The sequence below is a fragment of the Exiguobacterium profundum genome (assembly GCF_042652865.1).
GTDB lineage: Bacteria > Bacillota > Bacilli > Exiguobacteriales > Exiguobacteriaceae > Exiguobacterium > Exiguobacterium profundum.
Genome location: NZ_JBHSHG010000003.1, coordinates 131,369 through 157,061 on the forward strand (window position 1 = coordinate 131,369; position 25,693 = coordinate 157,061).

The 25,693-nt window shown below is 49.6% G+C and carries 29 protein-coding genes; 12 read left to right on the forward strand and 17 right to left on the reverse strand.

The window, feature by feature from the left end; translation table 11 throughout:
• Positions 1-3 precede the first annotated feature (3 nt).
• Together ACFO4U_RS11415 and ACFO4U_RS11420 are read left to right on the forward strand one after the other, a co-directional pair.
• Positions 4-903, forward strand: a complete 900-nt coding sequence (locus tag ACFO4U_RS11415; protein WP_215244262.1) for a class F sortase — start codon at positions 4-6, stop codon at positions 901-903.
• Between the two features lie 104 nt (positions 904-1,007).
• Positions 1,008-1,454, forward strand: a complete 447-nt coding sequence (locus ACFO4U_RS11420; protein ID WP_215244261.1) for a hypothetical protein — start codon at positions 1,008-1,010, stop codon at positions 1,452-1,454.
• A 47-nt stretch (positions 1,455-1,501) separates the two neighbouring features.
• On the opposite strand, the gene ACFO4U_RS11425 is transcribed toward ACFO4U_RS11420, so the two are convergent.
• The 3 genes from ACFO4U_RS11425 to ACFO4U_RS11435 form a co-directional block, all read right to left on the reverse strand.
• On the reverse strand, positions 1,502-2,209 hold the full coding sequence (locus ACFO4U_RS11425; RefSeq protein ID WP_031424334.1) for an ABC transporter ATP-binding protein: 708 nt from the start codon (positions 2,207-2,209) through the stop codon (positions 1,502-1,504).
• Positions 2,209-3,846, reverse strand: coding sequence for an ABC transporter permease (locus ACFO4U_RS11430; protein WP_215244260.1), 1,638 nt, complete (start codon positions 3,844-3,846; stop codon positions 2,209-2,211). Before ACFO4U_RS11430 ends, ACFO4U_RS11425 begins: the two co-directional genes overlap by 1 nt.
• Positions 3,847-3,979: 133 nt before the next feature.
• The gene (locus ACFO4U_RS11435) at positions 3,980-5,041 is read right to left on the reverse strand and encodes a Fe(3+) ABC transporter substrate-binding protein (protein ID WP_159563300.1); all 1,062 of its coding nucleotides are present in this window, start codon (positions 5,039-5,041) and stop codon (positions 3,980-3,982) included.
• Between the two features lie 226 nt (positions 5,042-5,267).
• Between ACFO4U_RS11435 and ACFO4U_RS11440 the strand changes: the two genes are divergently transcribed.
• Entirely contained in the window at positions 5,268-5,834 is a 567-nt protein-coding gene (locus ACFO4U_RS11440; RefSeq protein ID WP_214873636.1) for a TetR/AcrR family transcriptional regulator, read from the forward strand.
• A 32-nt stretch (positions 5,835-5,866) separates the two neighbouring features.
• Entirely contained in the window at positions 5,867-9,019 is a 3,153-nt protein-coding gene (locus ACFO4U_RS11445) for an efflux RND transporter permease subunit (RefSeq protein ID WP_215244259.1), read from the forward strand.
• A gap of 39 nt (positions 9,020-9,058) precedes the next feature.
• Here ACFO4U_RS11445 and ACFO4U_RS11450 read toward each other — a convergent pair whose 3' ends face one another.
• On the reverse strand, positions 9,059-9,544 hold the full coding sequence (locus tag ACFO4U_RS11450) for a P-loop nucleotide/nucleoside kinase family protein (RefSeq protein ID WP_215244258.1): 486 nt from the start codon (positions 9,542-9,544) through the stop codon (positions 9,059-9,061).
• A 119-nt stretch (positions 9,545-9,663) separates the two neighbouring features.
• Between ACFO4U_RS11450 and ACFO4U_RS11455 the strand changes: the two genes are divergently transcribed.
• The 6 genes from ACFO4U_RS11455 (at position 9,664) to ACFO4U_RS11480 (ending at position 15,038) form a co-directional block, all read left to right on the forward strand.
• Entirely contained in the window at positions 9,664-10,017 is a 354-nt protein-coding gene (locus tag ACFO4U_RS11455; RefSeq protein WP_215244257.1) for a CidA/LrgA family protein, read from the forward strand.
• The gene (locus tag ACFO4U_RS11460; protein WP_215244256.1) at positions 10,014-10,688 is read left to right on the forward strand and encodes an LrgB family protein; all 675 of its coding nucleotides are present in this window, start codon (positions 10,014-10,016) and stop codon (positions 10,686-10,688) included. Before ACFO4U_RS11455 ends, ACFO4U_RS11460 begins: the two co-directional genes overlap by 4 nt.
• Positions 10,689-10,785: 97 nt before the next feature.
• Complete coding sequence (gene pepT, locus ACFO4U_RS11465) at positions 10,786-12,024, forward strand: peptidase T (protein WP_215244255.1); 1,239 nt, start codon at positions 10,786-10,788, stop codon at positions 12,022-12,024.
• Between the two features lie 52 nt (positions 12,025-12,076).
• Positions 12,077-12,541 (forward strand): SACOL1771 family peroxiredoxin, encoded by a 465-nt coding sequence (locus ACFO4U_RS11470; RefSeq protein WP_374193986.1) that lies wholly within the window; start codon positions 12,077-12,079, stop codon positions 12,539-12,541.
• The gene (locus tag ACFO4U_RS11475) at positions 12,528-13,247 is read left to right on the forward strand and encodes a PDDEXK family nuclease (protein ID WP_215244254.1); all 720 of its coding nucleotides are present in this window, start codon (positions 12,528-12,530) and stop codon (positions 13,245-13,247) included. The genes ACFO4U_RS11470 and ACFO4U_RS11475 overlap by 14 nt, the downstream gene beginning before the upstream one ends.
• A gap of 165 nt (positions 13,248-13,412) precedes the next feature.
• Entirely contained in the window at positions 13,413-15,038 is a 1,626-nt protein-coding gene (locus ACFO4U_RS11480; RefSeq protein WP_015880408.1) for an ABC-F family ATP-binding cassette domain-containing protein, read from the forward strand.
• A gap of 31 nt (positions 15,039-15,069) precedes the next feature.
• Here the strand turns inward: ACFO4U_RS11480 and ACFO4U_RS11485 are convergent, their stop codons facing one another.
• Complete coding sequence (locus tag ACFO4U_RS11485; protein WP_214691344.1) at positions 15,070-15,819, reverse strand: FixH family protein; 750 nt, start codon at positions 15,817-15,819, stop codon at positions 15,070-15,072.
• Positions 15,820-16,084: 265 nt separating this feature from the next.
• Between ACFO4U_RS11485 and ACFO4U_RS11490 the strand changes: the two genes are divergently transcribed.
• Positions 16,085-17,275, forward strand: coding sequence for a LysM peptidoglycan-binding domain-containing protein (locus ACFO4U_RS11490; protein ID WP_214691345.1), 1,191 nt, complete (start codon positions 16,085-16,087; stop codon positions 17,273-17,275).
• Between the two features lie 65 nt (positions 17,276-17,340).
• A complete protein-coding gene (locus ACFO4U_RS11495) occupies positions 17,341-17,604 on the forward strand; it encodes an LlsX family protein (RefSeq protein ID WP_214691346.1) in 264 nt (87 codons plus the stop codon).
• Positions 17,605-17,630: 26 nt separating this feature from the next.
• Here ACFO4U_RS11495 and ACFO4U_RS11500 read toward each other — a convergent pair whose 3' ends face one another.
• The 12 genes from ACFO4U_RS11500 to moaA form a co-directional block, all read right to left on the reverse strand.
• The gene (locus ACFO4U_RS11500) at positions 17,631-18,068 is read right to left on the reverse strand and encodes a hypothetical protein (RefSeq protein ID WP_214691347.1); all 438 of its coding nucleotides are present in this window, start codon (positions 18,066-18,068) and stop codon (positions 17,631-17,633) included.
• Positions 18,065-19,390, reverse strand: a complete 1,326-nt coding sequence (locus tag ACFO4U_RS11505) for a PepSY-associated TM helix domain-containing protein (protein WP_214691348.1) — start codon at positions 19,388-19,390, stop codon at positions 18,065-18,067. The genes ACFO4U_RS11500 and ACFO4U_RS11505 overlap by 4 nt, the downstream gene beginning before the upstream one ends.
• A gap of 216 nt (positions 19,391-19,606) precedes the next feature.
• On the reverse strand, positions 19,607-19,774 hold the full coding sequence (locus ACFO4U_RS11510; protein ID WP_160300237.1) for a hypothetical protein: 168 nt from the start codon (positions 19,772-19,774) through the stop codon (positions 19,607-19,609).
• A gap of 18 nt (positions 19,775-19,792) precedes the next feature.
• Entirely contained in the window at positions 19,793-20,803 is a 1,011-nt protein-coding gene (locus ACFO4U_RS11515) for a ThiF family adenylyltransferase (RefSeq protein ID WP_215244253.1), read from the reverse strand.
• A complete protein-coding gene (gene moaC / locus ACFO4U_RS11520) occupies positions 20,800-21,264 on the reverse strand; it encodes a cyclic pyranopterin monophosphate synthase MoaC (protein WP_015880401.1) in 465 nt (154 codons plus the stop codon). Before moaC ends, ACFO4U_RS11515 begins: the two co-directional genes overlap by 4 nt.
• 3 nt (positions 21,265-21,267) lie before the next feature.
• Positions 21,268-21,495 (reverse strand): MoaD/ThiS family protein, encoded by a 228-nt coding sequence (locus ACFO4U_RS11525; RefSeq protein ID WP_215244252.1) that lies wholly within the window; start codon positions 21,493-21,495, stop codon positions 21,268-21,270.
• Entirely contained in the window at positions 21,492-21,947 is a 456-nt protein-coding gene (locus ACFO4U_RS11530) for a molybdenum cofactor biosynthesis protein MoaE (RefSeq protein WP_015880399.1), read from the reverse strand. Before ACFO4U_RS11530 ends, ACFO4U_RS11525 begins: the two co-directional genes overlap by 4 nt.
• The gene (mobB, locus tag ACFO4U_RS11535; RefSeq protein WP_215244251.1) at positions 21,925-22,401 is read right to left on the reverse strand and encodes a molybdopterin-guanine dinucleotide biosynthesis protein B; all 477 of its coding nucleotides are present in this window, start codon (positions 22,399-22,401) and stop codon (positions 21,925-21,927) included. The genes ACFO4U_RS11530 and mobB overlap by 23 nt, the downstream gene beginning before the upstream one ends.
• Positions 22,377-23,612 (reverse strand): molybdopterin molybdotransferase MoeA, encoded by a 1,236-nt coding sequence (locus tag ACFO4U_RS11540; protein WP_015880397.1) that lies wholly within the window; start codon positions 23,610-23,612, stop codon positions 22,377-22,379. Before ACFO4U_RS11540 ends, mobB begins: the two co-directional genes overlap by 25 nt.
• Positions 23,612-24,160, reverse strand: coding sequence for a molybdenum cofactor guanylyltransferase (locus ACFO4U_RS11545; RefSeq protein ID WP_215244250.1), 549 nt, complete (start codon positions 24,158-24,160; stop codon positions 23,612-23,614). Before ACFO4U_RS11545 ends, ACFO4U_RS11540 begins: the two co-directional genes overlap by 1 nt.
• Positions 24,157-24,660 carry a MogA/MoaB family molybdenum cofactor biosynthesis protein gene (locus ACFO4U_RS11550; RefSeq protein ID WP_214784613.1) on the reverse strand — a complete coding sequence of 168 codons (504 nt, stop codon included), beginning with the start codon at positions 24,658-24,660 and terminating at the stop codon, positions 24,157-24,159. Before ACFO4U_RS11550 ends, ACFO4U_RS11545 begins: the two co-directional genes overlap by 4 nt.
• Before the next feature lie 5 nt (positions 24,661-24,665).
• Complete coding sequence (gene moaA, locus ACFO4U_RS11555; RefSeq protein WP_074035052.1) at positions 24,666-25,673, reverse strand: GTP 3',8-cyclase MoaA; 1,008 nt, start codon at positions 25,671-25,673, stop codon at positions 24,666-24,668.
• Positions 25,674-25,693 lie beyond the last annotated feature (20 nt).

Sequence of the window (25,693 nt, forward strand, 5' to 3'; positions counted from 1 at the left end):
CCCATGAACAAGCGCCTTTTGTTTCTGGCGCTCTCTCTCTTTTGTTTTAGCTTCTGGACGTGGACGAGCGCCCAAGAATCGTCGTCACCACCTGTAGAAGAAAAACAAATAGAGGAGAGCCCGGATTTAACGGCTGAATTCTCACTTCTACAGGAAGAGGTGAAAAAGCTACGCTTAGCCGAGGAAGAAGAAAACGCCAAGGCCGTCACCCCTGTTCAAATCCAGATCCCTAAAATCGATGTCGACACCGCCATCGAACAAGTCGGGGTCCTCGATAATGGACAGATGGGTGTACCAGAAGATGAGAACCAGGTCGGGTGGTTCGAACCCGGTGTCACACCGGGTAGCAAAGGAAATGCTGTGATTGCCGGTCACGTCGACAGCAAGACCGGCCCGGCTATCTTTTATCAACTCGATCAACTGACAAAAGGCGATGACGTTCTGATTCAAGATGAGGCGGGTAACACCCTTCGGTTCCGCGTCACGAAAACAGAACGATATGATACGAAAACCGCGCCAATTGAAGAGATTTTCGGTGCCACATCAAATCGGAACTTAAATTTGATTACCTGTTCGGGTACGTTCGGGGACGGGGGCTATGATGAACGATTCGTCGTCTATACAGAGCTGGTGGATACCGAACTGAACGAAACTGTCGATCTCGAGACACCGACGGCAGTCGAATTGAAAGGTAACTTATTGACATGGCACGCCGTTCGTCAAGAGAGCGTGATTGGATATCGAGTCTACGAAGTCATCGACGGAAAAGCGACTCATATCGAAAGTATCCCTTCCCATGCACGAAAAAGTATCGAGGTCACAAATGAGAACAATGCATCCTACTACGTGACTGCGATTGACCAACTCGGAAATGAGTCGAAACCGTCTCAGACAACGAAGTAGGTACGAAACGTCCTTAGATAACAGCTAAGGACGTTTTTCTATTTCTTATGTATAGTAAATGTAGCAACACATACACCGACTTTAGGATAAGGAGTTTACACATCATGAGGACTCAACTTCCATCACCTCTCGCCAATCAATTAAAGAGAAGAATTCGCGCCATTTGGGGTGTGACGGATTCATATTATTGGTACCCTCTATCGACTGCTGGGCGCACCGATGTGATTGCGTTCGATAGCGACTATATTGAGGAGGATGATCAAAAAATTAAGGAAATCCAACAATGGATATTGCGTTTAGGCGCGGATGTCGTCTTTGAACTACATGAGGATCGCACGCTCTGGAAAATCGATACCATTTCCTTGGATCCTTGTTATGACGGACGTTATTTAGAACGTTATTGGTTCGATCAACAAATGAACTGGGTCATTTATGCGTCCCATGAAAGTACGATTAGCTTTAGTGGGCACGAATTGATCACGTCACTTCAGTCTTCTTGGCCAGATTGGCAGGAACACTTGTCTGTTTTAGACCATCGCTTCATCGAATGATGGACCCACAATAAAAACGCACCCATTCATCAATGAGTGCGCCGAACTTATACGAAGCAAGGAATTTGCGGGTTGAACGTCTTGTTGTTCTCCGTCATGACCTGCTTTTTAATTTTGCCTTCTCCAAGGTAGACAATCCGGTCGGCAAGTGCCTCGGCATCTTCCTCATCGTGCGTTACGAAAATCGTTGTCGTACCTGTCTGCTTCAAGAGACGACGCAAATCGTCGCGAATCCTGTGTTGAAGTGACGTATCCAAATTACTGAACGGCTCGTCTAGAATCAAGAGCGCCGGCTTCGGTGCGAGCGCACGCGCGAGCGCGACACGCTGTTGTTGTCCCCCACTAAGTTCGTACGGATAACGGTGACGGAACTCCGTCAAGTTGACGAGCGCGAGCATCTCTTCGACACGCGCATTCCGCTCCTTGCGGTTCAGTTTATGAAGACCGAATCGAATGTTCTTTTCAACGGTCATGTGCGGGAAGAGTGCATAGTCTTGGAAGACCATCCCCACGCCACGATCTTCTGGCGGCATGAACTGACAATCGTCGCAACAGACACAGTCATTCACGACGACGACGCCCTGGTTCGGCATCTCGAGTCCTGCGATCAAACGGAGAATCGTACTCTTCCCCGATCCGCTGTCCCCAAGAAGCGAGACGATTTCACCTTTCGTGATTGAAATCGAGAACCCTTTGATTGTCTCTTCATGTGCACCTTTATAGCTAAAATGTAAATCATTGATTTGAACAAACATTAGTCGGCCTCCTTATCAAGCACCTTGTGGGAAACGAAAATCAACAGTCCACTCATGAGGACGATGACGATGGAAGCGAGTGCCGCTTCGTGAATCTTCTCATCACTCACGTATTTGAACGCCTGTGTCGCAAGCGTCGAAAAGTTAAATGGTTGTAAAAAGAGCGTCAACGGCAACTCTTTCATAATATCAATAAAGACGAGGATAAACGCGCTCATGATGGCGCCTTTGATCATCGGGATATCGACGCGAAAGAACGTTTGGACCGTATTCCACCCCAGCATACGGGATGCTTCGGTAAACGACTTCCCTACTTTCTCAAACCCGCTCTCGATCGAGTTGTAGCCGATGGCGAGGAAGCGGATGACGTAGGCAAAGATGAGCATGATGAGCGTCGTCCGGAACACGAATGTCTGACTCAAGTCGAGCGCCCGTGCCAAATCGAGCACTTTGTCATCGAGCCACAAGAAGAGCGTGATGACCGCAATGGCGATGGCCGCTCCCGGAATCGAATACCCGAGTGTCGTCACTTTCGAAATGACACGCGTCATGTTCGACGGGAAGAGTCGTGTATAGTTCGCAATGATGAGTGCGAACAGTAAGATGATCACGGTTGCGGTAAAGGCGACCCGAACCGTATTCCAAACGAGTTGCCAAAATTCTTCCGTGAAGACCGTATCGAACGTCAGAAACGTCCATGCCGTCAACTGAGTGAACGGAATGACGAATGCAATCGCAAAGACGAGCGAAACATATGCGAATACCGCATAGCGATGCCAGCCTTGCAGCGGTCTCGGTTTGAGCGGTTTCACTTTCGTCGAAGCGTAACTGAACTGCTTCCGTCCTCGCACGAGCCGTTCCATCGTCAAAATGGCGATGACGAGAATCATGAGAGTGCCCGCAAGCTTCAGCGCCGACGATGTATCCTTCATCCCGAACCACGTGCTGAAGATGGCGGTACTAAACGTCTGAATCCCGAAATATTTCACGACGCCATAGTCGTTGAGCACTTCCATCAACACGAGACTGACACCACCGATGATGGCGACTCGGGAAATCGGTATGACGACCGTGAAGAAAATGTCCCACGAGCCACGACCGAGAATTCGCGCGTTCTCAATCATCGAGGACGATTGATTATGCAGGAACGCTCGTGTGATCGTATAAATGTATGGATAGAGGAACAAGGTAAAGATAAATACCGTTCCTTGAATCGACATGATGTTGAAGTACGACTGATCGACGGTGATACCAAATTCGTTTCGTAACGTCGTCTGGATCACACCCGTATAGTTCAAGATGCCGTGATACGTATACGCCCCGATATAAGGCGGAATCGCGAGCGGCAGGATGAGTGCCCATTTAAAGAAACGACGGAACGGGAAATCATAGACGGTCACGAACCAAGCGAGGCTCGTTCCGATCACGGTCGTCAAGACTCCTGTAGCCACCATGATGAACAGCGTGTTTCGCACGTAACGGGGCAACAGGTACTCTTGAATGTGTTGCCAATTGTCATTGACCGGGGCGAACAATTCGACGAGCACGACAATTCCCGGCAAGACGATCAATAAAATCGCGAGAAAGCTGAGGATCGCCCATCCATTCAGTTGTCGTTTTACTGCGTGCCAGTTCATGTCGTACCGCTCCCGTTCTGTAAACTATCAATTCCTGTCCCATCATATCAGTTTCTGTGCATCCCGTGTAGCGCTTAGGGTGTGAAGAACGCAAAAATCTCCGGCCTGAACTCTCGTTCAAGCCGAAGTCATCTTACTTCCAACCTACTTCGTTAAAGATACGGATTGCCTCTTGTTGGTTTTCACCGAGTACAGAGAGATTGATATCCTGCTCTTTGAACTCACCCCATGACTGGAGAAGCTCATTCGGTTCAACCGACTCGTTGACTGGATATTCATAGTTCACACTCGCAAACTTCTCTTGAGCTGACGGTTCTGACATGAACTCCATCAATTTTTGAGCGTTTTCTGTATTTTTCGATGCTTTCGTCATCGCGATACCCGAAATGTTCACGTGTGTGCCTGTTGTATCTTGGTTCGGGAAGAAGACACCGAGTTGTTCAGCGACTTTCTTCTCTTCCTCGTCTTCAGAATTCAACATGAGCCCCATGTAGTACGTGTTCATGATGGCCACGTCCCCTTCGCCAGCGACGACTGCTTTCGCTTGGTCACGGTCGTTCCCTTGTGGGTCGCGTGCCATGTTGTTCACTAAGCCCTTCGCCCACTCTTTCGCTTCATCGACACCGTTCACTTCGATGAACGATGCGAGGAGTGAGATGTTGTACATGTTTTCCGATGGACGCACGAGCACTTTGCCGTTCCACTGTTCTTCCGTCAACGCTTCGTACGTCGACAAATCTTCTGGTTTCACGCGATCTTTTGAGTACACGATGACACGCGCACGTTTCGTCAAACCGAACCACTCGTTGTCTGTGTCACGATATTTTGCAGGAATGTTTGACTCAAGCTCATCGCTATCGACCGCTTGAAGATGTCCCGCTTCTTTCGCCTGATACAAGTTTCCAGCATCTGCAGTGATGAAGAGGTCAGCCTCTGTGCTCTCCCCTTCTGTGTTCAAACGCTCGAGAAGTTCGTCGCTCTTCCCTTCCACTACGTTGACCTTGATGCCTGTTTCTTCTTCAAACTGTTTATATAATTGTTGATCGACATCGTAGTGGCGACTCGAGTAAACATTGACGACGTTCGAATCGTCTGAGCCTTCATTTGAAGTTGTCTCATCTGTGCTTGCACAAGCGGCAAGGAGCGATGTCGTTAACGCTGCTGAAATTCCTAAAGCTGCATATTTTTTGTTCATCTGTCATTCCCCCACGTTCGGTTATTTCTCTCTGGTAATGATAATTACTCTCAGTACCTATCATCACTGATAATCATTCTCACGTCAAGACTTTTCTGCAATCGCTATCATATTACATGTGCAATTCGTGACAGTTTTGAGGACATCATTTCTTGACTTCAAAAGAATGGGGACGATATAGTAAAATCAAACAAACCGTCTGGTCGGTACAGAAAGAGGTGAAGATATGTCAAACCGATCGAACGTTACAAAGCAAAAGCTGTTGGATGCGGCAACCGACATCATCATGAACCACGGCGTGCATCAACTTACCTTAGATGAAGTCGCCAAGACTGCGGGTGTATCTAAAGGGGGACTTCTTTATCATTATCCTTCAAAAGAAGCGTTGATGACGGCGATGGTCGAACGATTACAACAAGAACAAAACGAGCTATATGCTTCATTGCAAGATGAAGGCCATGGACCTATCGAGGCATTCGTTCGTCTATTTGATGAAACGAAGTTGCATCCTGAGCGTGCTGCCATCCAAATCGACGTCGAGAAAATGATTGCATTTCTCACGTTGTTCGAAGTCGACCAAGAGTACGCCAATCGTTGGAAACATGATTTGGATACGTTCTTCGCACAGTTCCAACAAACGGCTGATCCGGTGGAAACGATGATCATTCGTTATGCACTCGAAGGTATGATGATGTCCGAACACTTCGGTGTCGGCGTTCCCCCTGCCGAACTCAAACAAGCGATTATCGCACGCTTGATTGAACGAGCCCACGACATCGATCGTGAGTCATAAAACAACATAACAATAGAGGAGATTAAAAACCCATGCAGAAAATCACGTCCTTCTCCGTCAACAACAAGTTTGCGGTTTGGTTGATGACGATCATCTTGACGGCCGCCGGTCTTTTCGCCGGTCTGACGATGAAGCTCGAGACGTTACCGGACATTACGACTCCGACCGTCTCGGTCACAACCATTTATCCAGGTGCATCCCCTGAACAAGTGCTCGAAGAAGTCAGCACCGTGTTAGAAGATCGTCTTCAGAATTTAAATGGTGTGGAACAAGTTCGCTCTTCGTCATTCCAAAACGCTTCGAACATCCAAATCGATTATGATTTCAGTACCGATATGGATGAAGCGGAGCAACAAGTCAAAGATGCGTTAAGCAACGTCGAATTGCCGGAGTCGGCACAAGACCCTCAAGTGTCGCGTCTCAGTTTCGACGCTTTCCCGGTAATCGGGGCTGCCATCTCGGATGAAAGCCTGGATTTGGCCGAATTGACAAAACTCGTCGAAGAAGAAGTACAGCCTGCTCTTGAAGGAGTGGAAGGTGCGCAAACCGTCCAAATTGCCGGGCAAGAGATTCGCCGCGTCGAGCTTCAATTCGACCAAGATGCGCTCGCAGAATACAATTTGACAGAAGACACGGTCAAACAATTGATTCAAGCAAATGACGCTCGGATCGCGCTCGGGTTATATGAATTAGGGGATACGGAGCAAGCGGTCGTCATCGACGGCAAGTCGGAGACACTCGAAGCGTTCCGCGATCTTCAAATCCCTTACTCACCAGCACAATCAACGCCGACGACACCGTCTGCCCCGACTGAATTGCCACCTGGTCAAACGCCAGACGTGCCAACAGAGGTCCCGACGGAAACACCATCGGCATTACCACCGAACGTTCCGACGACGGTTCCGACTGTCGCGTTGAGTGAACTTGCGACAATCGAGGACAAAGGAATCGAAGAATCGATTTCTCGCTCGAACGGTGAACGTTCAATCGGCGTACAAGTGACGAAGACACAAGATGCGAACACGGTCGATGTCGTCAACGCCGTCAAAGAAGTATTGAATGACTTCGAAGCTGAAAACGATACGGCGAATGTATCAATCACACTCGACCAAGGACAACCGATTGAAGAGTCGGTCGAAACCATGTTGTCTAAAGCATTACTTGGTGGGTTGTTCGCTATCCTCATCATCTTAGTGTTCTTACGTAACTTCCGATCGACGATCATCGCCGTCATCTCGATCCCGTTGTCGCTTCTCATGGCACTCATCGTCTTGAAGCAGTTGGATATCACGTTGAACATCATGACGCTCGGTGCGATGACCGTTGCGATTGGGCGCGTCGTCGATGACTCCATCGTCGTCATCGAGAACATTTACCGTCGACTCACGCGTTCGAACGAACCACTTCGCGGTAAAGAGTTGATTATCGCGGCAACAAAAGAAGTATTCATCCCGATCGCCTCGTCGACCATCGTCACGATTGCAGTATTCTTGCCGCTTGGATTTGTCACTGGTTTTGTCGGTGAACTGTTCTTGCCGTTCGCATTGACGGTCGTCTTCGCATTACTCGCTTCGTTACTCGTCGCGATCACGGTCGTACCAATGATGGCCGACTCGTTCTTTAAAAACCGCGACAAGTTGAAGCCAGAAGAAGGTCCAGGCAAGCTCGCCGAATGGTATCGTGGCGTCTTGAACTGGTCACTGAACCATAAACTCGTCGTATTCGGACTCGCGACTGCCCTATTGATTGGTAGCTTTGCCCTCGTTCCAGCAATCGGGGTCAACTTCTTGAACCAAGATTCGGAGAAGACGTTGTTCGTCACGTTCGACCCAGAACCGGGTCAAACACTTGAAGATTCGATTGCCGCAGCAGAAGTGGCTGAAGAATACTTCATGGAAGAACAACCGAACGCAACCGACGTTCAGTTCACAGTCGGTGGAGAGAACCCGCTGAACCCTGGAAACAACAAACAAGGAATCTTTATCGTCCAGTATGACCCGGATACGGAAGACTTCGCCGATGTGAAGTTGGCTGATATCGAGAAGTTGAATGAACTCGCCTCAAATGGGGAGTGGAAAGAACAAGACTTCTCAGGTGGCGGCGCAACGAGCGGTGTCACATACAATGTCTATGCCAACTCGCTTGAAGATTTAGAAGCGATCGTGCCGACTTTCATCGAGACGATTGAAGAAGAGACGGATTATGTCCGTCAAGCGACATCTGACTTACGTGAGTCTTACGTACAATACACGTTCAACGTCGACCAACAGGCCGCTGCAGAAGCCGGTGTATCTGCAGGTCAAATCGCGCAAGTCATCAGTCAGTTCCAGGCACCGGAAAGTCCACTTGCGAGCGTGACAGTGGATGACAAACAGTTAGACGTCGTCATCCCGAACGAGCAAGTGACATATGACAGTGTCGATGACCTGCAAGCACAAGAAATCACGACACCGTTCGGTCCACGCCCGATTTCAGACTTCATTGAAATCGAAGAAGGCACAACACCGGACACACTCGTCGAGCGTGACGGAAAGCTGCTCGCACAAGTAAGTGTTGAACTCAGCACAGATAAAGCGACAGAAGCGTCTGCTGCGATTGAAGAACGCGTTTCAGAGATTGAGCTTCCGTCTGGCGTATCGTATGATGTCGGCGGTGTAACGGAACAGATTCAAGAATCGTTCACACAGCTCGGTCTTGCGATGCTTGCCGCAATCGCCATCGTCTACTTGGTTCTCGTCATCACATTCGGAGGGGCACTCACACCATTCGTCGTGTTGTTCTCACTCCCGTATGCGATTATCGGGGGACTTGTCGCCCTCCTCATCACGGGTGAAACGATTTCGGTTTCTGCCTTGATCGGGGCACTCATGTTGATCGGGATTGTCGTCACGAACGCCATCGTTTTGATTGACCGCGTCATTCATAAAGAAGAAGCTGGTTTATCAACACGTGAAGCGTTACTTGAGGCAGCAGTCACACGCCTTCGCCCAATCTTGATGACCGCACTCGCGACAATCGGTGCACTCGCACCGCTCGCACTCGGTCTCGAGGGTGGGGCACTCATCTCGAAAGGTCTCGGCGTCACCGTGATCGGCGGACTTACAAGTTCGACGCTTCTCACGTTGCTCATCGTACCAATCGTCTATGAGTTCTTCGCACAATTCCGTAAGAAAAAACAAGCATAAGCCTAAAACATGCGTAGCGGTGTATCCGCTACGCATGTTTTATTTTTCAATGATATGTAGGTGTTCCGTATCATCTGGCGCTTCAAAAAATGAAGTCACATGATGAAAGATTTCTTCGGTATCAAATGCGGCTCGTTCCGGTTCCGAGATGCGACGTTTCTGAATCTGTCGAAGACATTGTTCATCACTTCGGTTGAGATAAATCAGACGGTGATTCGCCCCAGCATGTTCTGACAATTGTAAAAACCAAGATCGTGACGATTTTGTATTTGCCGGGAAATCCATCACTACATGCATCCCGAGTCGCAGCAACTGTTGGACATGAGATTCAATTAGTGGCTTCAGTAGCCTAGCATGCTTTTGATAGTCCTCAAACGTATGAATTTGATTCGGATATAACGTAGATAACCATTCATCTTCAGATAAGAGAACCGCTCGTTGTTCAGCAGCCATTTGCTTGGCCATCGTTGATTTTCCAGCCCCCATTTTTCCACATAAAAAATAAAGTGTCCCCTTTTCTTCCATCGCGCTATCTTCCTCCTCTTCATCAAGTAGAATAAACGTATCATACCCTTTTCTTGACCTCTCTCGTTGAATTTGAGAAGATTCATACGTTTTGAATGACGTGAAAGGAAGTCATGTATATGAAATTATTAAAATGGATGATTGGGCTCGCTCTTTTATTCGGACTGAGCACGCTCGGCAATTGGATGGTCGAAACGTTCGCTTGGAAAGTACCGGGCAGCGTCATCGGCATGGTACTGTTGCTCATCCTCTTGTTGACAAAAGTCATTCGCGTGGAATGGATTGAGGACAGTGCCGGATATTTAACGAAGCACCTCGCCTTCTTCTTCATCCCGATCGCCGTCGGTCTTATGGCATACGGAACGTTGTTAAAAGCTGCCGGCATCCCGCTCCTCATCACGTTACTCGCCAGCATGGCGGTCGGGATGGTCGTGACGGCGTTTGTTTCCGGGAGAGAAGGTGAGATATCATGACATACGTTTGGATTGGATTGACGATTCTCGTGTATTCGCTCAGTCGTCGACTTTCCATGAAGTGGGCATCTCCGTTCACCAATGTCGTCTTCTTAAGTACAGCAATTTTGATTCTTCTGTTACTCGTGACAGGACAGTCCTATGATACGTATAAACCAGCCACCGACATCATCACCATCTTACTTGGTCCGGCGACGGTCGCCCTCGGGTTACCACTCTATCGCAACTTACCCGTACTACTCGCCCGGGCAAAACGGGCCCTGAGTGCCATCGTACTCGGGTCACTCTCTACGATTTTTGTGGCTGTACTTTTCGGCAAACTGTTTTCGTTTACCGAAAACGTATTGATTGCGCTATCGGTCAAATCAGCGACGTCTCCGATTGCCCTTGAGTTGGCTCGACAGCTAGAAGGAGATGCGACACTTGCCGCCTCGATTGCTGTTGCCTGCGGTATTTTAGGGGCGATGCTTGGACCGGTACTCTTGACATGGATCCGTATGGACGACCCGTTCACGCGTGGACTCACACTCGGGACAATCAGTCATGGAATCGGGACCGCTCAGGCGGCAACGGAACATCCGTTGTCCGGTGCAACAGGTGGTGCCGCAATGGGATTGACCGCAATCTTCACCTCGTTTATCTTGCCGATTCTATATCCGTTTCTCTTTTGAACAGGTCGCGTCCATCGATGGGCGCGACTTTTTTGTTTCGACTTCGATTGCGCGTGATAAACTAATGAAGATGAAACTTATTATAGGAGGGCAATCCATGCAAGCAAAATTAATTGAACGCTTAATGACGTACGCGAAGATTGATACACAGTCGGATTTCACAAGTGCGACAACACCATCGACGGCCAAACAATGGGATTTGATTCGCCATTTGGAGAAAGAATTGAAAGATCTCGGACTGACAGACGTTGAGACGGACGAATACGGCTATCTCTTCGCCACACTTCCAAGTAACGTCGATTATGACGTCCCGACAATCGGATTCCTCGCTCATGTGGATACAGCGACCGACTTCACAGGAACGAACGTGTCCCCTCAACTCGTCGAGCATTATGAAGGTGGCGACATCGTCTTGAACGAGTCATTGAATGTCGTCTTATCACCAAAAGACTTCCCAGAACTTGATGGGTATGTCGGGCATACGCTCATGACAACGGATGGTACGACACTCCTTGGTGCGGATGATAAGGCAGGGATTGCTGAAATCGTTACAGCCGTTGAATACTTATTGGCCCATCCTGAGATTCCACACGGGACGGTTCGCATCGCCTTCACACCAGATGAAGAAATCGGCCGTGGACCACATAAATTCGATGTCGCCCGATTCAATGCAGACTTCGCTTATACGATGGACGGCGGACCACTCGGAGAGTTGCAGTATGAGAGCTTCAACGCAGCCGGTGCGACCATCACCTTCCACGGAACGAACGTACACCCAGGTAGCGCGAAAAATAAGATGGTGAACTCGATGAAGCTCGCGATGGCGTTCCAAAATCGGTTACCTGCTGATGAGGCACCAGAACGGACGAGCAATTATGAAGGATTCTTCCATTTGAACGGCTTCACTGGGGACGTCGAGAAGACGACGCTTCAATACATCATCCGCGATCACGACAAACAGAAGTTTGAAGCGCGTAAAGCGTTGATGGAGAAGCTTGTCCTCGAATGGAAACAAAAATACGGGGAAGCACGGATTGAACTCCAAATGGAAGACCAGTATTACAACATGGCCGAGAAAATCGAACCAGTCAAACACATCGTCGATACCGTCGCTGATGTCATGCGCGGCCTTGGCATCGAACCGAAAATCGAACCGATTCGTGGTGGCACAGACGGATCGCAACTTTCTTACATGGGTCTTCCAACACCGAACATCTTCACAGGTGGAGAGAACTATCACGGGAAGTTCGAATATATCTCTGTGAACAATATGGAAAAAGCGACAACGGTCATCATCGAAACACTTCGCACATTCGCGAAGCGCGCACAAGCATAACACATGCGCCTCCAATCGTTCTCTTTTACACTAGAGACATTGGAGGCGATTTTTGATGAAACATACATTTAGCATGAACCTCGGTTGGGATGGCGGACGAAATGACGTCGGCACCCTCACGGCCGAGCGATTAAAGACACAGATTTCAATCCCACCCGAAATGGACGGTCCGGGAGTCGGAACGAATCCGGATGAGATGCTCCTCGGGGCAGCGGCAACGTGTTATATCATCACCCTCGCAGCCGTACTTGGACGGAGTGACCTGACTCATCGTGGTATCACGATTAATGCAGAGGGCATCGTCGATGTGACGAACGGCATCTTCACTTACGAGACGATTCGCTATGCGACAACGATTCATGTACCTACAGAGATGACCGACCGAGACATCACGCTTGTCGAGCGCATCGCGAAAAAAGCGAAAGATCAATGTATGATTTCACGCGCACTCGCAGGAAATGTAGCATTTGAGTTGAATACCGTCATTTCACGTAAAAGTGGCAATGATTTTATTTGAAGAACCTTTGAAAAAAGCGATAATTGTAAACAGACGTAATCGCTTTGTCATGGACGTACTCGTTGATGATTTGCTCGCGCCTTGCCATTGTCCTGTAACAGGAAGGATTGGAGATATTATATTTGAAAACATCCCCTGCCTCGTCTCAGAAACCTATGACTCGAATCGTAAAACTCACTTTACAGTCGAAGCCATTTCAGTCGATGGTGAACAATGGATTGGAATCAATCAAGGTCGTGTCAACGACTATGTTGAAGCTTTCTTACTCGAGAACCAGCTTGATGCTTTCTCAACCCCGAGGGGAATCAAACGTGAAATAGTAATTGGCGGTGCACGAATCGATTTTCAGATTGATGGAATCTTCATGGAAGTGAAGGCTCCGCTCAGCGAACTACTCACTATTCCTCTCCCACACTTTAAACGTAGACGATTGAAACGACCCATCGAGACAGAACGGTTGATTCGTCATCTCCACGCTCTGATTTCCACTCTACCCCAAACCGGAAGAGCAGTCCTCTTATATGTTTTTTTATATGACGCACCAATTTATACCGGTAATTCCAACCGAAAAAAAGACCATCTAATTCGTCAATTGATTAACGATGCGATACCTTCCGGATTAGAAATATGGCAACTGAACTGCACTATTTCCCCTGAAGGAATTCGTTTACTTCGTTGCTTTGACACAACGTCTCACTTCAAGTAACCAAATGTATTAAGTGAGACGTTATGTTTTTACTAAACATATGATATGTTGGGAATTACCGAATAGAGTCATTTTTCACTTCCACTTTTTACGCGACTGCGCGTTTTTCAAAAACGTGATACAATACACGTCGTAAACTAATCAGAAAAACGAGGGATACCATACATGATTACAGTAAATAACGTCAGCCTACAATTTGGCGGTCGCAAGTTGTTTGAAGAGGTGAACATCAAGTTCACGCCAGGCAACTGTTACGGATTGATCGGTGCGAACGGTGCCGGAAAATCGACATTCTTAAAGATTTTATCAGGTGAACAAGATACGACGACGGGTGATGTCAGCATCACACCAGGCGAACGTCTCGCTGTCCTCAAGCAGGACCACTACGCGTATGAAGACAGTGCGGTTCTCGAGACCGTCATTATGGGTCACGAGCGTCTCTACAAAGTAATGAAGGAAAAAGACGCCATCTATATGAAAGAAGACTTCTCAGATGAAGACGGCATGCGCGCAGCTGAACTCGAAGGTGAATTCGCTGAGTTGAACGGTTGGGAAGCCGAGTCGGAAGCGTCGATGGTCCTTCAAGGTCTCGGAATCTCTGAAGCGCTCCACCAGAAACAAATGAGCGAACTCACAGGTGGGGAGAAAGTCAAAGTCCTTCTTGCCCAAGCGCTCTTCGGTAAGCCAGATATCCTCCTCTTAGACGAGCCGACCAACGGACTTGACCTAAAAGCGATTCAATGGTTAGAAGAATTCTTAATCAACTTTGAAAACACAGTCATCGTCGTTTCCCACGACCGTCACTTCTTGAACAAAGTCTGTACGCACATGGCCGACCTCGACTTCGGAAAAATCCAATTGTATGTTGGGAACTACGACTTCTGGTATGAGTCTAGCCAACTTGCTACACGTATGGCGGCAGACCAGAACAAGAAAAAAGAAGAGAAAATCAAAGAACTTCAAAACTTCATCGCACGTTTCAGCTCGAACGCATCGAAAGCGCGTCAAGCGACGTCACGTAAGAAGTTGCTCGATAAGATCACACTTGATGACATCCGTCCGTCGTCACGTCGTTATCCGTTCGTTGGATTTACGATGGAGCGCGAAATCGGAAACGATGTTCTCTATGTCGACAACGTTTCGAAGACGATTGACGGCGTGAAAGTGCTCGATAACGTCACGTTCTCACTCAACAAGACGGACAAAGTCGCGTTTGTCGGTCGTTCGGACGTTGCCATCACGACACTCTTCAAAATCCTCATGGGTGAGATGGAGCCAGACACAGGATCAGTCAAATGGGGCGTAACGACGACTCAGTCATACTTCCCGAAAGACAACTCAGAATACTTCGAGGGCTCAGAAAAGAGCATCCTTGACTGGTTGCGCCAGTTCTCGCCTGCCGATGAGTCAGACACGTTCCTTCGTGGATTCCTCGGCCGCATGCTCTTCTCAGGTGAAGAAGTCATGAAGAAGGCGTCTGTACTCTCAGGGGGAGAAAAAGTACGTTGCATGCTCTCGAAGATGATGCTTTCAAATTCGAACGTGCTCGTCCTCGACGATCCGACGAACCACTTGGACCTCGAATCGATCACAGCACTTAACAACGGTCTCGAGTCGTTCAAAGGCGTACTCCTCTTCAGCTCACATGACCATCAGCTCATCTCGACGATTGCGACACGCATCATTGAAGTGACACCGAATGGCATCGTGGATAAAGAAGCAACATACGATGAGTACTTGGAGAACGAGGCGCTTCAACAACAAGTTGAATCCCTTTACCAAAATGCATAATAAAAAATCGGCTCAAACGCGAGCCGATTTTTTATTTAACGTTTACCGTTTCCATCACGTGCTCATGAATGTCATGACCTTTCGTGACATGGACTTGAACGTTGTATGCGCCTGATTCAGCAAAAGTGTGTGCACCTTTATACATCCCAGCATCTGCTTCCTCCAACTTCACCCATTCATGCTTCTCTGCCCCATCTTGGAAGATTTCGAGCTGTACGTCCGCTCCAGCGAGCATCTCGTCTTCAATCATGACGTGTACCATGAATGGTTGTTCTTCCCCTGCTGTCGCCTCTTTCGGGTCAAGCGTGATATCCGCTCCAGCGTGGTGATGATGCTCACTCTCTTCTTCTGCTTCAGCAGCCGTTTCTGGATGTCCAACCGTCACGTTTGTCGTCGGCATGGTGTGCATCGAACGCGCTGTCACGTGAACCTGAACCGTATAGACCGCTTCTTCCGCGAACGTCGTCTCCGCTTCATAGACACCGTCTTTCGTGAGTGACGCCTTGATCATCTCACTTTCTTCCTTCGCACCATTCTTCCATACTTCGAACTTGATTTCATCCGCATCGTCTACAGGTTGACCATCTTGCGTGACTGTTACTGATAAAGGTACCGCCTCTCCCTTTTCAGCCGTTGCCTCTACCGTCAACTCTGCCTCGACCGGTTCCATTGACTGTGGAACAGCCGCGCTCTCCGCTTCTTTCTCCGTACCACACGCACCGAGTACGAATAACCCGATGAGTCCAAACACGACCCCAAACCGTGTCATCATCTTTTTCATCATAAGTCCTCCTTATAAATCGCTTACATCTTTCACACATTGTTCATGATACCATCTCTTTCCAAAAAGAGTGTGAGCATTCTGTGATATATCCCACGATACATTCTCACAAATTTCACACATATAGTTGAATCAAAATTTATTGAGTACATTTCCGAATTTTAGTCCATCATTTCTAAAAAGGGGTATATAAAATATATCAAGGTCAATCATTTGGAAAGTCTTAACATCAAGAGAGTTACATCATGAATGGAGGCGAATTCAGATGAAACGTAAGGTCATTCGTGGGGCGATGGCACTGTTCATCTTATTGGCGATGGTGATCACACAATCGATTTCCGTCAGTGCCGCCGCTTCAAAATTTGTCACGAGCGTGAACACGACGAGCAAGGTCGTCGCATTGACGTTCGATGACGGGGCAGACGGGGCGAACACGAACAAGATTTTAGACATTTTAGCAAAAAACAATGTCAAAGCCACTTTCTTTTTAACGGGGTCGGGCGCAAATAACCATCCACAGTACATTAAAAATATCGCCGCAAAAGGACATCAACTCGGAAATCACTCGTATACACACCCTGACTTCACCAAACTGACTGCCACGCAGATGAAATCCGAACTCGACCGCACGGAAACTTTGATTAAATCGTTGACCGGAAAAACGACAAAACCGATTTTCAGAGCCCCGTTTGGTGCAGTGAATAGTACCGTATTGAGCGGTGTCGGGGCTGCAGGATACGGATACACGATTCAATGGAACATTGATACGATTGACTGGAAAGGGTTGACCGCGAGCCAAATCAACACGAAAGTTCAGACTAACATCAAACCGGGTTCAATCGTCTTGATGCATACCGGAGCCGGGGCCCCAGGTACACCGCTCGCACTCCCAACGATGATTTCACAACTCAAAGCAAAAGGGTACAAATTTGTCACGGTCTCACAATTACTTGCATATCAAAACACATCGACGAACAAAACGTATACCGTGAAGTCAGGTGATACGTTGTACAGTATCGCACGGACATACGGAGTCACCGTCTCGGCGCTTGCTGCCGCCAACAACATTACGAACTACAGCTTGATTTATGTAGGACAAGTGCTCATCATTCCAGGAACGACCGTTACACCACCTACGACGACCGTGAAATACACTGTGAAATCGGGCGACACACTCTACAAGATTGCGACGATGTACAATACGACCGTCGCAAAAATCGCAGCCGCCAATAACATCACAAACGTCAACTCCATCTATGTCGGACAAGTGCTCATCATTCCAGGAACGACCGTTACACCACCTACGACGACTGTGAAATATACGGTGAAATCGGGCGACACACTCTACAAGATTGCGACGATGTACAATACGACCGTCGCAAAAATCGCAGCCGCCAATAACATCACAAACGTCAACTCCATCTATGTCGGACAAGTGTTGACCATTCCGAAATGATTGCCTCGTGAATCTTTTCCTCAGCTTGTGACGTATCGTATACAAATAGGAAAAGAGGAAACGCTATGACTCGAACCGTAATCCGTGTCAGTACTACCGCATTCATCGGACTTTTGGTTTCAATTGCCACATTCTCGATTTTGATTTGGCTCGGTTATGAACAAGCACTCACATCCGGTGAGCCGATCCAATTCTTAACACGTGAGATTTATCAATTCGAGAACGGAATCGGGGTCGCCAACCAGAATCAAATGGCCATCCTCGGTGCCGGATTTATGGGCATTGCCGTTCTCATTGGAGAGATCGGGATACGTCTTAAACGAAAGTAACCGCTGCATACGCAACGGTTACTTTTTTAATGCTGATGTTCACCACCATGGTCGTGTGAGTGAACGATTGGTTGCTGCAATTGGTCGATTTGGTCTTGCGGTACATCACCGACAATCATCCATGCGGACGGCGTATAGACCTTCTGCCCTTCATGGACCATGCCGTTCACTTGGTAGATTCCCTGATCGAGTTTCACGCTCGTCACGAGATAGCCATCCTGTTCTGTCACCTCATACGTCCGGGTCTCTTCCGAATCGTAAGGCGTGACTTGAATATGGCTTTCCGTCACACGTTCATCATTCGATACTTTCATCGCAAGCGTCGTCGAGCCAACTTCTACACGTTCAGGTACGATCAGTTGAATCCCAATCGGATCAATGGTGCGTTCTACTGGTTGAAGTTGACACGCGCTTAACCAAATTGTCGCTAGGATGACAGGAATGACTGCTTTAAATCGTTTCATGCTGCCACCTCCGCTTTCAACTTCCGGCGACCAATCAACCAATCAAATAGGAGAACGACAAGAATACTGATTCCTGCGAGCGGTAATGTCACACCTAGAAGTAAAATCAAGATACCGACGATTCGTTTAATGCGTTCGTCCTCAAACCGCTTCATCTGTTCAATGGATCCGACTTTTCGTTTGCGCCACATCATGAACGAGCTGATGACCACGAAAATGAGACCTAGACAAAGCGCGACACCGACCAATTGATTGAGTAAACCGAACAGGCGACCTTCATGGAACGCGATTCCAACCGTAATCAGTTTTCCGAGAATCCCGTAATCTGCGTATGTCACAGAGCTGAGTGTTTCACCACTATATTGATCTAAGTTCACCGTCGATTCTTTAAATGGATGACCTGCTGCCGATGTGACAGTATAGACGCCTGTTTCGCCTTCCGGAAGCGAGATTGTGTACGGTCGATCAATCGTGGACTTGTTCACCACCTGATTTAAATCAATCGGCAACAGCGTACTTGGAGAAGACGTTGGAACGAGATCTGCTTGGGTCGCCCAAGGTACGTCTTCTGCCACCTCTTTTGTCGTCACGGTCGATTCTGGCTTGGCGCCAAACGCATAGGCATACATCGGTGCTCCCGTGTTTGTCGACGAGGAAACCCACTGCAACATCGCACCCGAAACGGATGACCAAGCCAACCCTGAACTGATAATGAGTACGAGGCCTAGCGATGACCACAAAGCGACGCTACCGTGCATCTGCTTCCACCACTGTCGTCCTTTCCCAAGCTTCGGCATAAGCATCCGAAGCGGATTCTTACCACGCGGCCAAAACAAGAATGTCCCCGTAATAAGAAGAATGATTGCCCAGGACGCCGCGAGTTCGACGACCCAGTTCCCGATTTGACCACCTAATAGTGTGCCATGAATCACAACTAATAAATCCATGCTACCTTCAGCAGACCGCGTTCCTAAAACTTCTGTAGTTTCCGGATGAATATATGTATACATCATCTCGTCTTTGTTCATCCAACCGATTCGAGTCGATTCGCCTTCATCCGGCAAACGAATCGATGTGATCATCGCATCCGGATATTCCGTCATGAATGATTCTTTTTGGACTTCAATCGGCTGTTCTTCCGTGAAAGTTGCCGTCATCATGTCTTTGTATTGCATCTTCGTTATTTGCGGTTCAAATAAATAAATGCTTCCTGTCACAGCCAGGATAATAAAAATTGGTGCAAATATGAGACCTGCATAAAAGTGCCAACGCCATACCGCTTGATACCAAGCGTTGCGTTTATTCAATCGTTCCCCTTGCATGATGCTTCCCCCTTTATCATTGTGTCCAACTTGTGAACAGATTGAGTATACAAGGAATGGAAACGGTTTATTCTTACTATTTGTGACAACTATTCGTCGAATTGGAGAAGTGAAAATGAACTTTGGTTCATCTTTTTTTCACATATTCATCAATCTATCTCACATACTTTCACATAAAGAAAGAGACACCAACAAGTTGGCGTCTCCAAAATATGATCAATTTGTGAACTGCTCTGCTTCTGTCGACCCAGCCAGTGCAGTCGTTGATGATTGCCCACCTGAGATGACGAGCGAGACTTCATCGAAGTAACCCGTTCCGACTTCACGCTGATGACGTGTCGCAGAAATTGTTGTATCATTTTGTATTTTTTTAGGGAGAAACAAGCTCTATGATGCGATGAATTACGTACCAAGACATTCATCGACCATCGCGACCGCGACATGCGCATCGTCAACGCCATGGACGAGAACCCTTCCGTCTTTGAACAAGAGCATCCGATGATTCCGCCATCGCCATTCTAACGTGAACGGGGTCTGCTTCACGGTGATGTCCGCCCGCTCGAGTTGATGCGCAATCGGGTCAAGCCCTTCGATGGAGCGACGGACTTGGACGACATCGCGACCACATAGGAGCGCTGTCTGCTGTCGACTTGAAACAAGACTCGGGTAGTCATGGGCCTGACAAGACGGGCAAGACACGTCGACGAGCCGTGCGACATCGAGCCGCTGTGACTGATTCTCCCACATGTCTTCAATCAACAGTCGACGTTCCATTTGTTCATGACGCCCGGTCAAATATTTCAACGCCTCGACGGCTTGACGACTCGCCACATGTTGCACGATGGGAGCCACCACCCCCGCTGTCGCGCACGTCTGTCCGGCTAACGGCAAATGACGCATGAGACAACGAAGACACGGCGCTTCTTCCGGCATCACCGTGTAGTTCATGCCGTATGCCCCGACACAAGAGGCAAACAAGAACGGAATGCCGCGCTCGAGTGCGAAATCGTTCAATAGAAGACGTGTCTCGACGTTATCGGTCGCGTCCAAGACGAGATCAACGGGCGGCAAAGGCCGAAGCCAATCCCACGATACGTCGGCGATCTGCGCGTCCAACTCAACGTCTGAGTTGATGGTCCGCAGGCGTTCGAGCGCCGCGACCGCTTTCGGCGTCTCGGCACGTGCGTCCTGTTCCGTATAGAGCGTCTGTCGTTGTAAGTTCGTCACCTCTACATAGTCGCGGTCGACGAGGATAAGTGAGACGCCGGCCCGAACAAGTTGATCGCTCACGGCCGCTCCGAGCGCACCGAGACCGACGACGAGCACTCGTTTCACCATCAGACGTTCTTGCCCGTCCCCACCGATACCGTGGAACCGGGCCTGCCGCGCGTAACGTTCCGGAACATGTGTCATCGGACGTAGTCCCCTGACTTCCCGCCTTGTTTCTCAAGCAAGTATGTCGGCCCGATGACGATGCCTTTATCGACCGCTTTCGTCATATCGTATACGGTCAACGCTGCGACCGATGCGGCCGTCAACGCTTCCATCTCAACACCGGTATCACCTTTCGTCTTCACGAACGACTCGATGATGAGCTGTGTCTCGTCCCATTCGAATGTTAAATCGACTTTTTTCAAGGCGAGCGGGTGACACATCGGGATGATGCGGCTCGTCTCTTTGGCGGCCATAATCCCGGCCACTTGGGCGACAGCAAGCACGTCGCCTTTCGCAAGGTCACCATCCGTGATGAGCTGTTTCAGTTCACTGCTCAATTCAACTGATGTGCGGGCCCGAGCTGTCCGTGTCGTTTCCGGTTTATCCGAGACATCGACCATCCGCGCCCGCCCTTGGTCGTTCATGTGTGTCAGTTCCATCGTTTATCCTCCGCTCACCATTGGAATGACGGCGACCGTGTCTCCGTCTGCAACCGTATATTCGTCCGTCTCATAGCGCTCATTGACCGCGAACATGAGACGTCCCGCTCCCGACACGCCCCGCTCGGCCAAATCCGCTCGCAAGGCGGCGATTGTTTGTGGAGCCGAAACGGTATAGGACCGGACCGCCAACTCTTCTGCCACGTGGGCAAAACATAATACCTCAATCATGTGTACGTCACTCCTTCCGGGCGTCCTGGGTGTTGTTCTTTTTGATCACCCATCCATTTCGTGCCGTCGGTCCAATGCTCCCGTTTCCAAATTGGGACAATTTCTTTAATCCGTTCGATGGCGTAACGATTCGCCTCGTATGCGTCGGCGCGATGGGAAGAACTCGTCGCGATGACGACCGCTTCTTCCATGATATCGAGTCGTCCAATCCGGTGATGGATCGCCGTCAACGCACCAGGCCAACGTTCCGCCACTTCTTTCGCGATTTGTTCGAGCATCTTCTCGGCCATCGGTACGTATGATTCATACTCCAAGAGCTCAGTCTGTTTGGAACCCGTCATTTCTCGCACCGTCCCGATAAACAGCACGACCGCCCCGACGTTTCGATGCCGGACCGTTTCGTAAAGCGCCATCGGTTCGAGCGGATGTTCATTCACTTGATACCATTTCATTCTCCATCCACCTTTCCACTAAACGCATCAACCGGTCCTTGTCTGCCACGGAATCTCCGCGCGCGATCACGTTCGTCACATCGACCGGTTGTTCATGCCCGTCTCGCACGAGCACCACTTTCGGATAATCTTTCCGTTTGTATCCCTCGATGATCACGATGTCGACGTGCGCCTCGTACCAGTTGAGGAGCAACTCAAACGTGTCGACCGCTTGCCACTCGATTAACGTCCCGTCTTCACCGATCACACTCGATAGCACGGCACCAGCCAACGCGTGACGATGCGAGTCCGTCATCGGCAAGTCGAACGTCCCTCCGTGACCGTGGTGTTTGATGACACCGACACAGAGCCCCGTCGCCGACAAGCGTGCTGTCAGCTCAGAAACGAACGATGTTTTACCGCTATTTTGATAGCCGACCACTTGTAAAATCAAAGCTGATCGATGATTCGACATCGCACCGAGTCCCCTTTTTGAAACCCTCTCGTTCCGCCTGGCAGATGAATCAACGCGTTACACGTCGCGAGTGAGGAGACGATGCCCGACTTGTCTTTCCCGCTCGGATGAACCACCGTCTGCCCGGTCGCATCAATCGTCACATGTCCACGCACGAACCGGTCGAACGGATTCGTTTTCGGGAAATCGACACCAAGTTCCGCCTGGATGACAGGTCGCTCCGCTTGCCCGAATAACGTCTTCATATACGTGCCGACAAACAGTTCCGTTCCGACAAAACACGCCGACGGATTCCCGGATAATCCAAACAACAACCGATGTTCGACGTGCGCGACCGTCGTGACGGACCCTGGCCGCATCCCAACTTTATTAAACAGCACCGTCGCCCCGAGCGCCTCATATACATCCGGTAAATAATCAAAATCTCCGACCGATACCCCGCCTGTCGTGACGACGGCATCACTCGTCCGAAGTGCCTCGTCAATCGCCCGCTTTGTCGAAGCGAACGTATCCGGCAAGATACCGCCATATGTCGCCGCGCCACCGAGTGCCTCGATTTGAGCGAGAATCATATATGCATTCGAATTATAGATTTGCCCATCGGTTTTTTTCTGTCCCGGTTCAACGAGCTCATCACCGGTCGCAAACACGGTGATGTGCGGTTTTACGTATACGTCGACCTGCTCATACCCGAACGTAGCGAGCAAGGCGATGACGCCCGGATTAATGCGGGTGCCTCGGTCAACGATATTCGTCCCCGCCGTCATATCTTCCCCACGATAGGAAATATTGGCATCGCGGGCCGGTCGCTTGAACGTCACGACTCGTTCATCCGCTTGTGCGAGCTCGAGCATGACGACCGCATCGACTCCGTCTGGAATTTTTGCCCCGGTCATGATGCGAATCGCCTCGCCGGCGCGGAGCGGTTCTCCGACGTGTCCGGCTCCCTGAACGTATTGAATGGGTAATGTCACCGGTTCATCGCGGCTCGCTCTCAACAAATCCGCGGACTGGACAGCAAAACCGTCATACGGAGATTTATTAAATGCTGGAACGTCATGCGTCGCAGTGAGATCCATCGCTAAAATCCGGCCGTTCGCTCGATACAACGGTACCGTTTCCGTCCGACCTTTCCCCGTCGCTTCTTGGACACGGATGACCGCCTCGTCAACGGCGAGCGGCTTACGAAATAGCGTCGACATCTTTTCCATTACTCCACTTCCTTTCCTAGCAATTCTTCATAATCACTCGGTGTGTTCACATTTTTAAACCAGTCCCGTTCAGCAAACGAGACGATTGTCGCCTCTGTCAAGTGAGGCATGACCGCCCGTTCGCCTCGACGTAAAGCGGCTTCGAACTGGAACAGTATCGAGCGGGGATACAAGGCGATGAGCGGATGGATTCGATTATCTGCGTAGGCGACAACCGGCTGCTTCCCGCGTTCCGTCGCAAGCCGTTCGTAAACGGTCGGCGGCAACAAGGGCGTATCACACGCACAGACGGCATACCAATCAGACGGGACGTGCCGCATGACGGTGATGATGCCAGCGAGCGGTCCCATGCCGCGCCATTCCATGTCATCTTCAAGTTGATATGAGGTCATCGACTGTCCGGCCGGTACGACGCTCCATTGGGAAGTCGTCGTTGTAGCGAGTGTCTGTCGCGCCCGCTCTTCAAACGAGATGTCCTCATAACAGGCTTGCCATTTAGGGGATCCGAACCGGCGCGATTTTCCGCCTGCCAAAACGATGCCGATCATCGCGTCGCTTCCCAGACGATATGGGAGAGCTCAGGGAGAATCAAGCGAGTCATCGCCAAGTCGACGGCGCCTCGCGACCCTGGCATCGAAAAGATGATCGTATCCCCGATGCGTCCTGCTAAAGCTCGCGACAACATCGCCGCCGGTCCGATATCTTCCGTGAAGCTGACATAACGGAACAACTCGCCGAAGCCGACCATTTCTCGGTCAAGCAGCGGTCGAATCGTCTCAATGGTGACGTCCCGTTTCGTGATGCCCGTTCCCCCGGTCGTCAAGATGACGTCCATCTTCTCAGCGACCATTCGTCTGACGGCCGCTTCGATTTCAAATGAGTCATCTTTCGTGATCTCACGGTATGTGACCGTATGTGCTTCTTCTTTTAATAGCGTACAAATATGTTCGCCAGACACGTCCGTATCGAGTGTTCGCGTATCCGAGATCGTCAAAATCGCTGCCCGGACACGCTGTGTGTTTTGATGTACATGGTTGTGTGCTTGCATCGTCTTCATCCTCCGATATAACTCATTTCAATTCGGTTTCGCGTCCGACTCCCAGTTCGCGACCGTTCTTCCGAATAGCGGTCGTCCCGTACTTCCCATACCATTTTTAGTGTCATGGCAATCAATTCATCGCTCGCCCCACTGCGGAGCAATTCACGGATATCGGTCCCGTCTTCTGCGAACAGGCACGTGTACCATTTGCCGTCACTCGATAGGCGACCTCGCGTACACGTTCCGCAGAACGGTTGGCTGACCGAAGAGATGAAGCCGACTTGCGCCCCATCCGTGTAACGGTAACGTTGCGCGACTTCTCCTAGTGTTTCGGGTGCAAGCGGTTCAAGTAATCCATTTCGTTGTTTCAACACCTCAAGAATCGATTCAGACGACACGACATGTTCGACGTTCCATTCATTCGCCGTGCCGACATCCATGAACTCGATGTAACGGAGTGTGATGTTCCGTTCTTTGAAATAAGCGGCCATCGAGGCGACTTCATGATCGTTCCAGCCTTTTCGGACGACCATGTTCACTTTCACTTCGAGCCCTTGCCGTTTCGCCTCATCGATTCCTCGTAATACCGTCTCGGGCGACGTGCCGCGTCCGTTCATCATCCCGAACGTCTCGGCCGATAAGGCGTCTAGACTGACGTTGACCCGGTCGAGCCCAGCTTGCTTCAACACTTTCGCCATCCGTTCTAAATAGACGCCGTTCGTCGTCAACCCGATAGTCTCGATGGTCGTGACCGCGCGAAGGCGGCGAATCAGTTCATCGAGATTCGGCCTGAGTAGAGGTTCGCCCCCGGTCAGACGCACTTTTTTCACGCCGTGTGGGGCGATGATGCGAACGAAGCGCTCGATCTCGTCAAACGATAACAACTCATCTCGTTTTAAAAATTGGTGGTGGCGGAACGCTTCTTCCGGCATGCAGTATCGGCAACGAAAGTTGCATTTATCAATGACTGAGATGCGTAAGTCTTCCAACGGTCGTCTCCGTCGATCGGTCCATGGTGTCATCTTGGTTCATCCTTTCTATC

What these genes read in the sequence shown, in the direction of transcription:
- ACFO4U_RS11415 (WP_215244262.1), top strand. Translation starts at nt 4, where the DNA reads ATGAACAAGCGCCTTTTGTTTCTGGCGCTCTCTCTCTTTTGTTTTAGC.
- ACFO4U_RS11420 (WP_215244261.1), top strand. Translation starts at nt 1,008, where the DNA reads ATGAGGACTCAACTTCCATCACCTCTCGCCAATCAATTAAAGAGAAGA.
- ACFO4U_RS11425 (WP_031424334.1), bottom strand. Translation starts at nt 2,209, where the DNA reads ATGTTTGTTCAAATCAATGATTTACATTTTAGCTATAAAGGTGCACAT.
- ACFO4U_RS11430 (WP_215244260.1), bottom strand. Translation starts at nt 3,846, where the DNA reads ATGAACTGGCACGCAGTAAAACGACAACTGAATGGATGGGCGATCCTC.
- ACFO4U_RS11435 (WP_159563300.1), bottom strand. Translation starts at nt 5,041, where the DNA reads ATGAACAAAAAATATGCAGCTTTAGGAATTTCAGCAGCGTTAACGACA.
- ACFO4U_RS11440 (WP_214873636.1), top strand. Translation starts at nt 5,268, where the DNA reads ATGTCAAACCGATCGAACGTTACAAAGCAAAAGCTGTTGGATGCGGCA.
- ACFO4U_RS11445 (WP_215244259.1), top strand. Translation starts at nt 5,867, where the DNA reads ATGCAGAAAATCACGTCCTTCTCCGTCAACAACAAGTTTGCGGTTTGG.
- ACFO4U_RS11450 (WP_215244258.1), bottom strand. Translation starts at nt 9,544, where the DNA reads ATGGAAGAAAAGGGGACACTTTATTTTTTATGTGGAAAAATGGGGGCT.
- ACFO4U_RS11455 (WP_215244257.1), top strand. Translation starts at nt 9,664, where the DNA reads ATGAAATTATTAAAATGGATGATTGGGCTCGCTCTTTTATTCGGACTG.
- ACFO4U_RS11460 (WP_215244256.1), top strand. Translation starts at nt 10,014, where the DNA reads ATGACATACGTTTGGATTGGATTGACGATTCTCGTGTATTCGCTCAGT.
- pepT (WP_215244255.1), top strand. Translation starts at nt 10,786, where the DNA reads ATGCAAGCAAAATTAATTGAACGCTTAATGACGTACGCGAAGATTGAT.
- ACFO4U_RS11475 (WP_215244254.1), top strand. Translation starts at nt 12,528, where the DNA reads ATGATTTTATTTGAAGAACCTTTGAAAAAAGCGATAATTGTAAACAGA.
- ACFO4U_RS11480 (WP_015880408.1), top strand. Translation starts at nt 13,413, where the DNA reads ATGATTACAGTAAATAACGTCAGCCTACAATTTGGCGGTCGCAAGTTG.
- ACFO4U_RS11485 (WP_214691344.1), bottom strand. Translation starts at nt 15,819, where the DNA reads ATGAAAAAGATGATGACACGGTTTGGGGTCGTGTTTGGACTCATCGGG.
- ACFO4U_RS11490 (WP_214691345.1), top strand. Translation starts at nt 16,085, where the DNA reads ATGAAACGTAAGGTCATTCGTGGGGCGATGGCACTGTTCATCTTATTG.
- ACFO4U_RS11495 (WP_214691346.1), top strand. Translation starts at nt 17,341, where the DNA reads ATGACTCGAACCGTAATCCGTGTCAGTACTACCGCATTCATCGGACTT.
- ACFO4U_RS11500 (WP_214691347.1), bottom strand. Translation starts at nt 18,068, where the DNA reads ATGAAACGATTTAAAGCAGTCATTCCTGTCATCCTAGCGACAATTTGG.
- ACFO4U_RS11505 (WP_214691348.1), bottom strand. Translation starts at nt 19,390, where the DNA reads ATGCAAGGGGAACGATTGAATAAACGCAACGCTTGGTATCAAGCGGTA.
- ACFO4U_RS11515 (WP_215244253.1), bottom strand. Translation starts at nt 20,803, where the DNA reads ATGACACATGTTCCGGAACGTTACGCGCGGCAGGCCCGGTTCCACGGT.
- moaC (WP_015880401.1), bottom strand. Translation starts at nt 21,264, where the DNA reads ATGGAACTGACACACATGAACGACCAAGGGCGGGCGCGGATGGTCGAT.
- ACFO4U_RS11525 (WP_215244252.1), bottom strand. Translation starts at nt 21,495, where the DNA reads ATGATTGAGGTATTATGTTTTGCCCACGTGGCAGAAGAGTTGGCGGTC.
- ACFO4U_RS11530 (WP_015880399.1), bottom strand. Translation starts at nt 21,947, where the DNA reads ATGAAATGGTATCAAGTGAATGAACATCCGCTCGAACCGATGGCGCTT.
- mobB (WP_215244251.1), bottom strand. Translation starts at nt 22,401, where the DNA reads ATGTCGAATCATCGATCAGCTTTGATTTTACAAGTGGTCGGCTATCAA.
- ACFO4U_RS11540 (WP_015880397.1), bottom strand. Translation starts at nt 23,612, where the DNA reads ATGGAAAAGATGTCGACGCTATTTCGTAAGCCGCTCGCCGTTGACGAG.
- ACFO4U_RS11545 (WP_215244250.1), bottom strand. Translation starts at nt 24,160, where the DNA reads ATGATCGGCATCGTTTTGGCAGGCGGAAAATCGCGCCGGTTCGGATCC.
- ACFO4U_RS11550 (WP_214784613.1), bottom strand. Translation starts at nt 24,660, where the DNA reads ATGCAAGCACACAACCATGTACATCAAAACACACAGCGTGTCCGGGCA.
- moaA (WP_074035052.1), bottom strand. Translation starts at nt 25,673, where the DNA reads ATGACACCATGGACCGATCGACGGAGACGACCGTTGGAAGACTTACGC.